The organism is Spirillospora sp. CA-142024 (genome assembly GCF_050942325.1).
Lineage (GTDB): Bacteria > Actinomycetota > Actinomycetes > Streptosporangiales > Streptosporangiaceae > Spirillospora.
The window spans coordinates 1,141,320-1,153,575 of sequence record NZ_CP192077.1; the positions used below are offsets into that span (position 1 = coordinate 1,141,320).

General features: G+C 71.6%; 14 protein-coding genes. 7 read left to right on the forward strand and 7 right to left on the reverse strand.

All coding sequences use genetic code 11. From position 1 onward, the window contains the following. The first annotated feature begins 4 nt into the window (after nucleotides 1–4). From ACQPZP_RS05675 to ACQPZP_RS05685, 3 genes are all read left to right on the forward strand, one after another. Entirely contained in the window at nucleotides 5–628 is a 624-nt protein-coding gene (locus ACQPZP_RS05675; RefSeq protein ID WP_433476571.1) for a hypothetical protein, read from the forward strand. Between the two features lie 65 nt (nucleotides 629–693). Beyond that, nucleotides 694–939: a BON domain-containing protein gene (locus ACQPZP_RS05680; RefSeq protein WP_433476572.1), complete on the forward strand. Its 246-nt coding sequence runs from the start codon at nucleotides 694–696 to the stop codon at nucleotides 937–939. After that, a complete protein-coding gene (locus ACQPZP_RS05685; RefSeq protein WP_433476573.1) occupies nucleotides 936–1,697 on the forward strand; it encodes a metallophosphoesterase family protein in 762 nt (253 codons plus the stop codon). Before ACQPZP_RS05680 ends, ACQPZP_RS05685 begins: the two co-directional genes overlap by 4 nt. A gap of 3 nt (nucleotides 1,698–1,700) precedes the next feature. Here the strand turns inward: ACQPZP_RS05685 and ACQPZP_RS05690 are convergent, their stop codons facing one another. After that, nucleotides 1,701–2,714, reverse strand: a complete 1,014-nt coding sequence (locus ACQPZP_RS05690; protein WP_433476574.1) for a DNA topoisomerase IB — start codon at nucleotides 2,712–2,714, stop codon at nucleotides 1,701–1,703. Beyond that, nucleotides 2,714–3,562 carry an SDR family oxidoreductase gene (locus ACQPZP_RS05695; protein WP_433476575.1) on the reverse strand — a complete coding sequence of 283 codons (849 nt, stop codon included), beginning with the start codon at nucleotides 3,560–3,562 and terminating at the stop codon, nucleotides 2,714–2,716. Before ACQPZP_RS05695 ends, ACQPZP_RS05690 begins: the two co-directional genes overlap by 1 nt. A gap of 165 nt (nucleotides 3,563–3,727) precedes the next feature. Here ACQPZP_RS05695 and ACQPZP_RS05700 point away from each other — a divergent pair, with 165 nt between their 5' ends. The 3 genes from ACQPZP_RS05700 (at nucleotide 3,728) to ACQPZP_RS05710 (ending at nucleotide 6,596) form a co-directional block, all read left to right on the forward strand. Continuing rightward, nucleotides 3,728–4,501 carry an SDR family oxidoreductase gene (locus ACQPZP_RS05700; RefSeq protein WP_433476576.1) on the forward strand — a complete coding sequence of 258 codons (774 nt, stop codon included), beginning with the start codon at nucleotides 3,728–3,730 and terminating at the stop codon, nucleotides 4,499–4,501. 7 nt (nucleotides 4,502–4,508) lie between these two features. Next, entirely contained in the window at nucleotides 4,509–5,321 is an 813-nt protein-coding gene (locus ACQPZP_RS05705; protein WP_433476577.1) for a crotonase/enoyl-CoA hydratase family protein, read from the forward strand. 546 nt (nucleotides 5,322–5,867) lie between these two features. Then, a complete protein-coding gene (locus tag ACQPZP_RS05710) occupies nucleotides 5,868–6,596 on the forward strand; it encodes a L,D-transpeptidase family protein (protein ID WP_433476578.1) in 729 nt (242 codons plus the stop codon). A gap of 22 nt (nucleotides 6,597–6,618) precedes the next feature. On the opposite strand, the gene arfB is transcribed toward ACQPZP_RS05710, so the two are convergent. Then, nucleotides 6,619–7,044, reverse strand: a complete 426-nt coding sequence (gene arfB, locus ACQPZP_RS05715) for an alternative ribosome rescue aminoacyl-tRNA hydrolase ArfB (RefSeq protein WP_433466515.1) — start codon at nucleotides 7,042–7,044, stop codon at nucleotides 6,619–6,621. An 89-nt stretch (nucleotides 7,045–7,133) separates the two neighbouring features. Between arfB and ACQPZP_RS05720 the strand changes: the two genes are divergently transcribed. Beyond that, nucleotides 7,134–7,958 carry an oxygenase MpaB family protein gene (locus tag ACQPZP_RS05720; RefSeq protein WP_433476579.1) on the forward strand — a complete coding sequence of 275 codons (825 nt, stop codon included), beginning with the start codon at nucleotides 7,134–7,136 and terminating at the stop codon, nucleotides 7,956–7,958. Nucleotides 7,959–8,121: 163 nt separating this feature from the next. Here the strand turns inward: ACQPZP_RS05720 and ACQPZP_RS05725 are convergent, their stop codons facing one another. From ACQPZP_RS05725 to def, 4 genes are all read right to left on the reverse strand, one after another. Next, the gene (locus ACQPZP_RS05725) at nucleotides 8,122–9,069 is read right to left on the reverse strand and encodes a S1C family serine protease (protein WP_433476580.1); all 948 of its coding nucleotides are present in this window, start codon (nucleotides 9,067–9,069) and stop codon (nucleotides 8,122–8,124) included. A gap of 287 nt (nucleotides 9,070–9,356) precedes the next feature. Then, nucleotides 9,357–10,886, reverse strand: coding sequence for a sensor histidine kinase (locus tag ACQPZP_RS05730; protein WP_433476581.1), 1,530 nt, complete (start codon nucleotides 10,884–10,886; stop codon nucleotides 9,357–9,359). Continuing rightward, nucleotides 10,886–11,614: a response regulator transcription factor gene (locus ACQPZP_RS05735; protein ID WP_433466519.1), complete on the reverse strand. Its 729-nt coding sequence runs from the start codon at nucleotides 11,612–11,614 to the stop codon at nucleotides 10,886–10,888. The genes ACQPZP_RS05730 and ACQPZP_RS05735 overlap by 1 nt, the downstream gene beginning before the upstream one ends. A gap of 110 nt (nucleotides 11,615–11,724) precedes the next feature. Continuing rightward, a complete protein-coding gene (def, locus tag ACQPZP_RS05740; RefSeq protein WP_433476582.1) occupies nucleotides 11,725–12,255 on the reverse strand; it encodes a peptide deformylase in 531 nt (176 codons plus the stop codon). Nucleotide 12,256: the final 1 nt, after the last annotated feature.

Here is a 12,256-nt window from a genome sequence, read left to right on the forward strand (position 1 = left end):
GGACGTGCGGACACAGCCGCAGGCGACCGCGCCGCGTGGATCGGGCACCGTGGTGCCCGGGCCCGGCGGCGGCGCCATGGCGGAGGGCCTGCTGACCGCGCTGAAGCGCGCCGCCGCCGCGCTCCGCGACGCCGGGATCGGCTACGCGCTGGCGGGCGGCTTCGCCGCGTACGCGCGCGGCGCCGCCGTGTCGACGCACGACGTCGACTTCGTGGTGCGGCCGCGGGACGTCCAGGCGGCTCTGGAGGCGCTCGCCGGCGCGGGCATGACGCATGTGGAGAGCCCGGAGAACTGGCTGGAGAAGGCGAGCGACGGGGAGCACTTCATCGACCTGATCCACACACCGTCAGGCCACCCGGTGGACGACGAACTGCTCGGCCGGTCGGGGGAGCTGACGGTCGGAGCCGTGTTCATGCCGGTTCTGCCCGCCACCGACCTGATGATCATGCGGCTGCTGGCGTTCGCCGCGACGGCCTGCGACTTCAGCGGGTTCCTGCACGTGAGCCGGGCGCTGCGGGAGCAGGTGGACTGGCGGCGGGTCGCCGCCGAGACCGCCGGCTCCCCGTACGCCTATGCGTTCCTGACCCTGCTGGCCAGGCTGGACGTCATCGAGGGGGACGTGCCGTGAGGGGACCGCGCTTGCGGGGGGCGTCCCCGCACACGAGACCGGACGCGACCGAAAGGGGGCGGGCGATGACCGATCTGCCGGGATACCTGTCCGCGCACATCCAGGAGAGGCTCGCGGAGGAGGCGTACGAGCTCGGCATCCGCGTGGACGTCCGCGGCGACGTGGTGCATCTGCGCGGCGAGGTGATGAGCGAGGACCGCAGACGGGAGGTCGAGGAGGCCGCCCGCGTCGCCGCCGAGGGACACGAGATCTGCAACGAGCTGCACGTCGTCGCGGTCGCGGCGCCAGAGGGAGAGGAGAGGCTCTCATGATCCGTGTGGCCGCGGCGGGAGACCTGCATCTCGGGGCGGAGGCGGCCGGGTCGTACCGGGACCGGCTGTCCGCGCTCGCCGACCAGGCGGACGTGTTCCTGGTCGCAGGCGACCTGACCAGGCACGGGACGGCCGAGGAGGGCCGGGTCGCGGCGGCGGAACTGCGCGATCTCGGCGTCCCGGTGATCGCCGTCCTCGGCAACCACGACCACCATTCCGACGCCGAGGAGGAGATCACCGGCCTGCTGCGGGACGCCGGCGTCACCGTCCTCGAAGGCGACCGGACCGTCCTGGAGGTCGACGGGACACGTCTCGGCGTCGCAGGAGGCAAGGGGTTCGGCGGCGGATTCGAGGGCAGGTGCGCCAGCGACTTCGGCGAGCCCGAGATGAAGGCGTTCATCCGCCACACGAAGGACTTCGCCGGACGCCTCGGCGCGTCCCTCCTGGGGCTGGACGCCGACGTGACGATCAGCCTGACGCACTACTCGCCCGCCGAGGACACCCTGGAAGGCGAGCCGCCGGAGATCTACCCGTTCCTCGGCAGCTACCTGCTCGGCGAGGCGATCGACGAGGCCGGCGCCGATCTCGCCGTCCACGGCCACGCGCACAAGGGAACCGAGCGGGGCATGACGTCCGGCGGGGTGCGGGTGCGGAACGTGGCGCTCCCGGTGATCCAGCACGTCTACGCCCTCTACCGCCTGGACACGCCAGAGAGCACCCCCAAGCGGCAAGCCCGGGAACGAGTCTCCGCCTGGTGACGATCAGGCCCGGAGCAGGTCCAGGACGGCCTGTTCTACCGGGCCCTGCGTCGCCAGCTCGCCCTCCTCGGTCTCCCCGCCGAGGCGGCCGAGTGCGGGCGCGACCGTCGTGCCCTCCTCGTAAAGCTCGATGATGCGGGGATCGATGTAGGACGCCCGCGCCACGGCGGGGGTGTTGCCCAGGTAGGACGCGACCTCCTTGACCACGCGGACGACGGCGCGCCTGCGGGCGGCATCGCTGTCCGGGGCCCGCACGGACACCGCGAGCCCGACCGCGGCGAGAACGGTGGCGTGCCAGGTGCGGAAGTCCTTGGCGGTGAAGTAGCCGCCCGTGATCTCCCGGACGAAGTCGTTGATGTCGGACGCGGTGACGTCGTGCCAGCCGCCCCGCGTCCGGTAGGCGAGCAGTTCGGGGGAGTCGTCGCCGCGGCGCTTGAGCCCGCTCACGACCTTGCACACGTTCTCCTCGGCGACCGCCTGGTACCGCTCCTTCGATCCCTTGGCCGGGTACTCGAACGACACCTCGTCCCGTCGGCAGGTGACGTGCTCGCGCAGCACGGTCGCCAGCCCGAACGTGCCGTTCTCCGCCGCGTACTCCTCCCCGCCGATCCGGAAGAACCCCAGGTCGATGAGGCGGACGGCGGCGGCGAGCACCCGCTCCCGGGAATATCCTCGTCCGGCGAGGTAATTGTCGAGCGCGGCGCGGACCTTGGGCAGCCGTTCGGCGAGCTCCAGGACGTGCTCGTGCTTCTCCCGGTCGCGCTGTTCACGCCATGCGTCGTGATAGAGGTACTGACGCCGTCCCGCCGCATCCGTCCCCACCGCCTGGATGTGGCCGTCCGCCTCAGGGGAGATCCACACGTCCTTCCAGGCGGGCGGTATGACCAGGCACCTGATCCGTTCCTTCTCGGCGTGATCGTCCAACGGAAGCCCGTCGAGGCCGAGATACACCCAGCCCTTGCCGCACCTCCGCCGTGCGAAGCCAGGCTCGCCCAGGTCACTCCGCTGCAGGTCCATCAGCCCGGATGGATCTCGCCGCCGGCGGGCACCAGCGTCTGGCCGGTGTAGTAGGACGACTGACGGTTCGAGGCGAAGAACACATAGGACGGCGCGATCTCGTCGGGATCGGCGGCGCGTCCCATCGGCGCCTGCTGCCCGAAGCTCTCGACTCGCTCCTCTTCGAACGTGGCCGGGATGAGCGGTGTCCAGACCGGGCCCGGGGCGACGCAGTTGACGCGGATCTCGCGGTCCATGAGGTTCTGGGCGAGGCACGTGGTCAGCGCCATCGCGGCCGCCTTGCTCGCGGAGTAGTCGATGAGCGTCTTGTTGCCGCGCAGCCCGTTGATGGAGCCCGTGATGATGACGGACGACCCGGGCCCCATGTGGTCGAGGGCCTCCTGGACGGTCCAGAACAACGCGAACACGTTGACCTCGAACGTCCGGCGCAGCTGCGCGTCGTCGATCTCCCGGACGTCCTTCACCGGCGTCTGCGTGCCGTGATGCAGCACGAGCAGATCGAGCCCGCCGAGGTCGCGGACGGCGTGCTCGACGACCTCGCGGCAGTGCCGTTCCTCGGCCAGGTCACCGCCGAACGTCACGCACCGCCGTCCGGCCGCCTCGACGAGGCTCGCCGTGTGCCGCGCGTCGTCGTCCTCCTCCAGGTACGTGATCGCGACGTCGGCGCCCTCCTTGGCGAACGCGACGGCGGTGGCGCGCCCGATGCCGGAGTCGCCGCCGGTGATCAGTGCCCGGCGTCCGTCCAGCAGGCCGCTGCCGGTGTAGTCGCGCATCTCGTCGCGCGGCTCGGGTGTCATGTCCGCGGTCCGCCCGGGGTAGGACTGGCTCTGTGCGGGACGCTCGCTCATGGGGAGGCGGGTGCCCGGAGCCGCGCGGAGCAAACACCCCGCCCCGCTGTGACCGGCGGGCGACCACGCGGCCCGGCGATCCGCAGGGGTGTGAGCCGAGCGCGCGACGGCGTCTGGATAGCATCACCCCGAACCACATTCGGTCCCTCACGTAAGGTGTCGCTTATGGACCTGAACGGAGTTTCCGCCGTCGTATCCGGTGGCGCGAGCGGCCTCGGTGAGGCCACCGTCCGCGCGCTGGCCGCCGAAGGCGCCAAGGTGGTCGTCGCCGACCTGAACGAGGACAAGGGCAAGGCCGTCGCCGACCAGGTCGGCGGCGTCTTCGTCAAGACGGACGTGTCGAACGAGGAGCAGGTGCAGGCCGCCGTCCAGGCCGCCGTCGACACCGGCGCCCCGCTGCGCGTCATCGTCAACAGCGCCGGCATCGGCTGGGCCTCGCGGACGGTGAACCGCGACGGCAGCCCGCACGACCTGGCCTCCTACGAGACCGTCATCCGGATCAACCTGATCGGCACCTTCAACCTGATGCGGATCGGCGCCGCGGCCATCGCCAAGACCGAGCCCGCCGACGCCGACGGCCTGCGCGGCGTGGTCGTCAACACCGCGTCCATCGCCGGCATCGAGGGGCAGACCGGGCAGATCGCCTACTCCGCCTCCAAGGGCGGCATCATCGGCATGACCCTGCCCGCCGCGCGCGACCTCGCCGCGGTCGGCGTCCGGGTCAACACTATCTGCCCCGGCATCATCGACACCCCGATCTACGGCGAGGGCGAGGCCGCGGACGCGTTCAAGGCCAAGCTCGCCGCCCCCGTCCCGTTCCCGAAGCGGATGGGCAAGGCGTCGGAGTTCGCCCACCTCGTCAAGTCCCTGATCGAGAACGACTACATGAACGGCGAGACGATCCGCTTCGACGGCGGTATCCGCTTCCAGCCGAAGTGAGGCCCGAATGACCGACGCTGTATCGCCCGAGGGGGGACGACCTCCCACGCCCTCTGGCAACGACGCTGTGCTCACCGAGGAAGACGGCGCCGTCCTCGTCATCACCATCAACCGACCGGAGGCCCGCAACGCGGTCAACGGCGAGGTGGCGAAGGGGATCGCGGCGGCCGTCGACGAGCTCGACTCCCGCAAGGACCTGTCCATCGGCATCCTCACCGGCGCGGGCGGGACGTTCTGCGCCGGCATGGACCTCAAGGGCTTCCTGACGGGCGACAACCCGACCGTCGAGGGGCGCGGGTTCGCCGGCATCACCGAGCGTCCGGCGGCCAAGCCGCTGATCGCCGCCGTCGAGGGCTACGCGCTGGCGGGCGGCTGCGAGGTGGCGCTGGCCTGCGACATGATCGTGGCGTCCCGGGAGGCCCAGTTCGGGCTGCCCGAGCCGAAGCGCGGCCTGGTCGCCGCGGGCGGCGGCCTGCTCCGCCTGCCGCAGCGCATCCCGTTCCACATCGCCATGGAGATCGCCCTCACCGGCGACAAGTACCCGGCGGAGCGGATGGCCGAGCTCGGGTTCGTCAACCGGCTCACCGAGCCGGGCGGCGCGCTGGCCGCGGCCAAGGAACTGGCCCTGAAGGTCGCCGAGAACGCGCCGCTGGCGCTCGCGGCGACCAAGAAGATCATCGTCGAGTCCGCGGACTGGACGTCCGCCGAGGCGTGGAAGGAGCAGCAGGACATCACGCTGCCCGTCTTCATGTCCAAGGACGCCCAGGAGGGCCCGGCCGCCTTCGCCGAGAAGCGCAAGCCGAACTGGAAGGGCGAGTAACCCTCCGCCACCGAGACGGCACGCAAGACGCCCAGAACCTCCCGGTTCTGGGCGTTTTGGCTGCGCCGCCGGGACGATCGCGGTCGCCGCGCCCGCGCATGCCGCCGGCTGGAAGAACATCGGCGGCTCGGCGCTGAGCTACAGCGGCAGCCTCGACAGGGTCGACTTCGGCGCCAAGAACGCCGGCTGGGCCGTCGGCGCCGCCGGAGACCTCCCCGGTCCCGAAGCCAGGATCGCCCGCTGGAACGGCTCCGCCTGGGTCGCCGACAAGAGCCCGGTCGGCTTCACCCCACCGACGTAGCCGTGGCGAGCGCGAGCAGGGCCTGGGTCATCGGCTACAACCTCGGCGGCACCCTCGGCCTCTTCGGCTGACCCACCCCGCCCGCGCCCGTCCCGCCCGGCCGGCGGGACGGGCGCGGTGCTTTTCGCGTCCGGGACGCTGGCGGCGCCTGCGCCCGAGTGAGATGATCATGACCCGGCGGAGGTCGAATCGGAGTGCGGTCACGGGCCGGCTCGGCTCGGGCGCACGAGTGAAGGAGCGTGCGAATGCAGTCGGGTGCCACGCGGGTCGCTGTCCTGTTCGCCGTGGTGATGCTGGTCGCGGCGATCGTCCACACTCCGCAGGCGTACGCCCGGGAGGAGCGCGCGATCGATCCCTGCCAGGCGCTGAACCGGGGCCAGTCGCGCTACGGGCCCGGCGGGGCCCGGCATGTGGTCTTCGCCGTCGCGGCCCAGTACGGGACGACCGAGGTGACCGTCACGGAGTGCGCGAGGAAGGGCCGCTTCTGGAGGACGGTCCTGACCACCCCGGGGCATGTGGGCCGGAACGGCTACGCCGAGCCGGGCGCCAAACGGGAGGGCGACGGCAAGTCGCCGACCGGCTCGTTCAGCCTGACCGAGGCGTTCGGCGAAGGTGACCCCGGGACCCGGCTTCCTTACCGCACGCTCCAGGAGAGCGGCGACTGCTGGGGATCGACGATCGGCGACGGACGCTACAACCGCTACTACCGGGGCGCCTGCCAGCCGGCCGACGAGAACCTCTCGCAGATCATGAAGGACGGCCCCTACCGGCAGGCCGTGGTGATCAACTACAACCGGCCGCCGGACTCGCCGGTCGTGCAGGGGAGCGGTTCGGCGATCTTCATGCACGTCGGCGCGGGGCAGACCGCGGGCTGCGTCTCGATGGCCCGGGCCGAGCTGGAGTCCGCCATGCGGACGCTGCGTCCGCGGGACCGGATCATCATGGGGACGAGCCAGGCCGTGTTCCGGTCCTGACCCGCGCTGCGTGACCGCTTGGTCAGTCCCAGCGGGACGAGCGCTGCCGTTTCACGGCCGAGCGGCGCTTCTTGTTCTCCAGGCGGCGTTCGTTGATGCCGCGCGGGATCTTCTTGGGGATGCGCTTCTTGGGCGGCGGAGCCGTCGCTTCGGCCAGGAGGGTCGCGAGGCGGGTGCGGGCGGCGTCCCGGTTGCGCTGCTGGGAGCGGTACTCCTCGGCGCGGATGGTGAGGACGCCGCGGACCAGGCGTCCGGCCAGGCGTTCGAGGGCGCGGGCCTTCAGCGGGCCGGGGAGGGACGGGGAGTTCGCCACGTCGAAGGAGAGCTCGGCGGCGGTGGCGCTGGTGTTGACGTGCTGCCCGCCCGGGCCCGAGGAGCGGGAGAAGCGCCAGCTGAGCTCGGACTCCGGAACGGAGACCGAGCCGCGGACATGGATGGGGGCGGACATGTCCTCATTGTCGCAGGGTAGAAGTGATCTTGTCGCTTGATTAACCCTCGGGCTGCGGAGATCGCAAGTACTTACTTACACTGATCGTCATGACCGAAGGACTGTTCCAGGACGAGGACCTCATCCGCGTCATCACGCGGGAGGGCGCGCTGATCGCCGCGGGCGGGGCCGCGTCCCTGCTGCAGACGGCGCATCCCAAGGTGGCGCAGGGCGTGTACGACCACAGCTACACGGCGGACGATCCGCTGCGCCGGCTGCGGAACACGATGGGGTGGCTCTACACGGTGCAGTTCGGGACGCGCGAGGAGGCCGAGACCCTCAGCGCTCTCATCACGAAGGGGCATGAGAGCGTCACCGGGCCCGACTACGAGGCGAACGACCCGGAGTTGCAGGTCTGGGTCGCGTCCACCCTGTTCGCGGTGGCAGTGCAGTTCTACGAACTGGTCTTCCGGCGGAAGTTCGACGAAGGCGAGCTTGAGGAGTTCTACCGGCAGACCAAGGTCTACGCGACGATCCTCGGATGCCCCGAGGAGCGGATGCCGGAGACGTACGAGGAGTTCCGCGAGTACTACGCGGGCATGGTGCGGACCCTGGAGATCACCGAGGCGTCGCGGGCGATCGCGGAGCAGGTGCTGCATCCGCGGCTGCCGGGCGGGCCGCTCAACGCGCCCGGGCTGATGGCGATCCGGCTGCTCACCGCGGGACTCATGCCGGCCCCGATCCGCGAGCAGTACGGCTGGAAGTGGGACGCGGCGCGGGAGCGCCGGTTCCGGCTGCTCGTCGGGACGCTCGCGCGCGTCTATCCGCGGCTTCCGCTGAGGATCCGCACGCTGCCCCGGGCCTACTACCTGTTCACCACACGGCGGATGCTGGCGAAGGTGAAGCGGCGGCCTGCGATCAGGGTGCAGAGCTGAGCGGGCCACGAAGATGAGCGGCCGCGTGACCCACAGGCAGGTCACGCGGCCGCTCCTCCTTACGCGGTCCTCCCGCACCCGGCCCGGCCGGGAGGACCTTCTGCCCGGGCCCGCCGCCCGCCCGCCCGCTCCCCCCAGAGCCCTGGACGGACGGCGGCCCCGGTCAGAGCGAGGCGCCGGCGATGATCGCGTCGGCGGCCTTCTTCGCGGAGTCGACCGGGATGGAGAAGCCCACCCCGATGTTCCCCTCGCTGTTGCCGGCCGTGAGGATGGCGGTGTTGACGCCGACCACCTGGCCGGACGCGTTCACCAGGGCGCCGCCGGAGTTCCCCGGGTTGATGGCGGCGTCCGTCTGGATCGCGTTCTTGATCACGGTCTGCTGCTGCTGGGACAGCTGCCCGCGCAGCCCCGGCGGCAGCTGCTGCTGGTCGTCGCCGCCCTCCTGGATCTGGCGGCCGAGCGCGCTGACGATGCCGGACGTCACCGAGCCGTCCAGCCCGAGCGGGCTGCCCACGGCCAGCACCTGGTCCCCGACCGCGAGAGCGCCGCTGTCGCCCAGCGTCGCGGGCTTCAGACCCGACACGCCCGCGGCCTTGATCACCGCGATGTCCTGGCCGGTGTTGGCGCCGAGGACCCGCGCCGAGGCCGTCCGGCCGTTGCTGAACTTCACCGAGACCTGCCGGGCACCCGACACGACGTGCGCGTTCGTCATGATCACGCCGTCCGAGCGCAGGATCACGCCGGACCCTCCGGACACACCGGACGCCGTCTGGGCCTGGATCGACACCACGCTCGGCTGGACGGCGGCGGCCACCTGCGCGGTCGTGCTCTTGGACGTGACGCCCGCCACCGCCGTGGGGCTCGCGTACACGGTGCTCTGGTGCGTCAGCGCCAGCGTCATCGCCGCACCCGCGCCGCCCGCGCCGATGGCCAGCGCGGCGGCGGCCCCCATGGCGGCGAGCCTGCGCCGGGCGGTGCCGAACGGTCCGGGCCGCGGCGTCACCGGCTGAACCGGTGGCGGCGGCGGGACGTTCCCCGTCCACATCCCGTGCGGGGCGAAGTCCGGTCGTGCGGGCTCCCATTGCGGCTGTTGCGGCCGGTCGGCGTTCATTTGGACCCCCTGTCGTCCACTCACCACTGAGCATGCGTCCCGGGCCTGCAGGGCGCCTGGAGCCAACCTGAAAGTGTGCTGAACGCCGAAATGTCATAAAAAACCGCGGCCGAGGGGGCACTCCCTCGGCCGCGGTCCCGGCGGATCCCGCCGAACGGCTGGCCAGGGCGCGGACTCCCGCTCCCCGTCGAGACCGGGGCGCGCCCTGTGCGACCCACCTAAACGCACGCACCTGAACGTTCCCTGAACGTCCCCGGCCCCTTCCCAGGAAGCGACGCGGTTGCGCTTTAGAGGTCGTCCAGGCGGAGGACGACTCTGAAGGTGGCGCCTTGTCCTGGGGCGGAGTCGGCTTCGACGGTGCCCTCGTGGGCGGCCACGAGGGCCGCGACGATGGCCAGGCCGAGGCCGGCGCCGCCGTCGTCGCGGGAGCGGGCCTGGTCGGCGCGGTAGAACCGCTCGAAGACGCGGTCGGCCTGCTCGGGGGAGAGGCCGGGGCCCTCGTCCGACACCGACACGACCGCGGCCGGCGCGCCGCGCAGCGTCCCCGGCGAGAGCCGCACCTCGACCGGCGTGCCCTCCGGGGTGTGCGCGATCGCGTTGGCGAGCAGGTTTCCGAGGACCTGGCGCAGCCGCGGCTCGTCCCCCCGCACCTGGTACGCCAGACCTCCCTCCACCGATAGGTCGATCCTGCGTTCGGGCGCGAGAACTCTGGCCTCCTGGACAGAGTCGGCGGCGACGGCGAGCAGGTCCACCGGGCGCCGCTCGATCGGACGCTGCCGGTCCAGCCGGGCGAGCAGCAGGAGATCCTCCACCAGCAGGCCCATCCGGGCCGCGGTCTCCTCGATCCGGCCGATCAGCCGGTCCAGCTCAGCGGGGCTGCGGGCCGCGCCCTGCCGGTAGAACTCGGCGAAACCGCGGATCGCGGTCAGGGGGGTGCGCAGCTCGTGGCTGGCGTCGGCGACGAAGCGCCGCATCCGCTCCTCGGAGCGCACCGCCGTCTCCTCCGAGCGGCGCGCCGCCGCCTCCGACTCGGCGCGCGCCCCGAACGCCGCCTCGATCTGCCCGAGCATGGTGTTCAGCGACCGGCCGAGCCGGCCCATCTCCGTGCGCGGATCCACCTCCGGGACGCGCCGGGACAGGTCGCCGGCCGCGATCGCGCCGGCGGTCTCCTCCACCGCGGACAGCGGGCGCAGGCTGGCCCGGACGACCCACACCCCGAGGACGACCAGGACGGCCAGCACCAGCAGCCCCACGATCGCGTCGATGGCCACCAGCCGACGGACGGTGCGGTCGATCTCGTCCAGGCTGAACGCCAGGACGATCACGGCGTCGCCGGGGAGCGGCTCGGCCAGGATGCGCCACTGCGAGCCGCCCGTCCCGGACACGGTGAACGGACGGTCGATCCGCCCGCTCAGATCCGCCGGAAGCCGCGGATGGCCGGTCTCGCTCCACGCCGGATTCTGCCCGAGCGAACGGCCGTCACTGGTGCGGATCTGCCCGTACATCTCGCTCGGAATCCGCACGGTGATCTGCGCGGCACCGCTGCGCAGCTGCGGGACGACCTGGTCGACCGCCCGCCCCACCGACGCGCGCAGCTGGTCGTCTGTCCGGCCGACCAGGTACTGCCGCAGGACGGACGCGCCAGCCGCGCTCATCACCGTCATCCCGAGGGTGACGAGGACGAGCATGCCGGCGAGCAGCTTGACCCGCAGCGACGTCCGTCCCCACAGGTGCTCGATGCCCCGGAACGGCCGCCGGGGCGGGGTGCCTCCACCGGCGCCCGCCACCGTGGCGACCGCCGGGACCCGCGTGGCCATCAGCCCGTCTTCGACGGCTCGCGCAGAACGTAGCCGACGCCGCGCAGGGTGTGGATGAGCCGCGGTTCGGTGTTGTCCACCTTGCGGCGCAGCGCGGACACGTAGGACTCGACGATCCCCGCGTCGCCGCGGAAGTCGTAGTTCCACACGTGGTCGAGGATCTGCGCCTTCGACACGACCCGTCCCGCGTTGGCCATGAAGTAGCGCAGCAGCTTGAACTCGGTCGGCGACAGCTGGACGGCCCTGCCGCCGCGCCATACCTCGTGGCTGTCCTCGTCCAGTTCGACGTCCGCGAAGACCATGCGCGGGGGCGGCTCCGTGACCCCGCCGCGGAACCGCCGCAGGACGGCCCGGATGCGGGCGATGACCTCCTCCAGGCTGAACGGCTTGGTGACATAGTCGTCGCCGCCGATCGTCAGCCCCTTGATCCGGTCCTGGACGGCGTCCCGCGCGGTCAGGAACACCACGGGGGTGTGGTCGCCGCCGGACCGCAGCCGCCGCGCGACGTCGAACCCGTCGATGTCGGGCAGCATCACGTCCAGCACGATCAGGTCCGGGCGGTGCCGCCGCGCCGACTGCACCGCGTCCGCCCCGTTGGTGGCCGTCACCACGTCGAACCCGGTGAAGCGCAGACTGCCGGCGAGGAGCTCCAGGATGTTGGGTTCGTCCTCGACGACGAGCAGCGTCGCCTCCGCCGCCCTGCCGCCGTTCACCGTACGTTCAACCACTGAACAGTCCCCCTCCACATCTTCGCAGAGGTTGCCATCTCAACCTGAACGTCCCCTGAATGCGCGCAGAGGATGGGTTGAGTGCCCGCACAGGACGGTCTCCACCGTTTCTACTCGTGGAGTGTGCGGATCGCCCGCATCGCCTCGCGGCGGGCGTCTCCCGACAGGACGTCGATGTAGACCTTGCCGTCCAGGTGCCCGCATTCGTGCTGCAGGCAGCGGGCGAAGTACCCGGTGCCCTCGACGCGGACGGGCTTGCCCTTCATGTCGACGCCCTCGACGACGGCGTGCTCGTACCGGGGGGTGTCGAAGCGCAGGCCGGGGACGGACAGGCAGCCCTCCGACTCGACCAGCAGCTCGCCGTCGGCGGCGACCAGTTCCGGGTTGACGACGTGACCGATGTGGCGGCGCCCCTGGTCGTCCTCGACGTCGTACACGAACAGCCTCATGCCGACGCCGATCTGGTTGCCCGCGAGCCCGGCGCCGTCCTCCTCGTACATGGTGACGAACATGTCGTCGATGAGGCGTTCCAGCGACACGTCGAACGTCCGGACCGTGTCGCACTCCGTGCGCAGGACCGGGTCCCCGAGAAGCCTGACCGGGCGGGCGGTTCCGCGGCGCGAGTGGGTCCGTTTTCTCACA

Excerpts from the sequence above, each read along its gene's own strand:
- ACQPZP_RS05730 (WP_433476581.1), bottom strand. The coding sequence starts at position 10,886 with ATGGCCACGCGGGTCCCGGCGGTCGCCACGGTGGCGGGCGCCGGTGGA.
- arfB (WP_433466515.1), bottom strand. The coding sequence starts at position 7,044 with ATGTCCGCCCCCATCCATGTCCGCGGCTCGGTCTCCGTTCCGGAGTCC.
- ACQPZP_RS05720 (WP_433476579.1), top strand. The coding sequence starts at position 7,134 with ATGACCGAAGGACTGTTCCAGGACGAGGACCTCATCCGCGTCATCACG.
- ACQPZP_RS05685 (WP_433476573.1), top strand. The coding sequence starts at position 936 with ATGATCCGTGTGGCCGCGGCGGGAGACCTGCATCTCGGGGCGGAGGCG.
- ACQPZP_RS05695 (WP_433476575.1), bottom strand. The coding sequence starts at position 3,562 with ATGAGCGAGCGTCCCGCACAGAGCCAGTCCTACCCCGGGCGGACCGCG.
- ACQPZP_RS05690 (WP_433476574.1), bottom strand. The coding sequence starts at position 2,714 with ATGGACCTGCAGCGGAGTGACCTGGGCGAGCCTGGCTTCGCACGGCGG.
- ACQPZP_RS05705 (WP_433476577.1), top strand. The coding sequence starts at position 4,509 with ATGACCGACGCTGTATCGCCCGAGGGGGGACGACCTCCCACGCCCTCT.
- ACQPZP_RS05725 (WP_433476580.1), bottom strand. The coding sequence starts at position 9,069 with ATGAACGCCGACCGGCCGCAACAGCCGCAATGGGAGCCCGCACGACCG.
- ACQPZP_RS05680 (WP_433476572.1), top strand. The coding sequence starts at position 694 with ATGACCGATCTGCCGGGATACCTGTCCGCGCACATCCAGGAGAGGCTC.
- ACQPZP_RS05710 (WP_433476578.1), top strand. The coding sequence starts at position 5,868 with ATGCAGTCGGGTGCCACGCGGGTCGCTGTCCTGTTCGCCGTGGTGATG.
- ACQPZP_RS05700 (WP_433476576.1), top strand. The coding sequence starts at position 3,728 with ATGGACCTGAACGGAGTTTCCGCCGTCGTATCCGGTGGCGCGAGCGGC.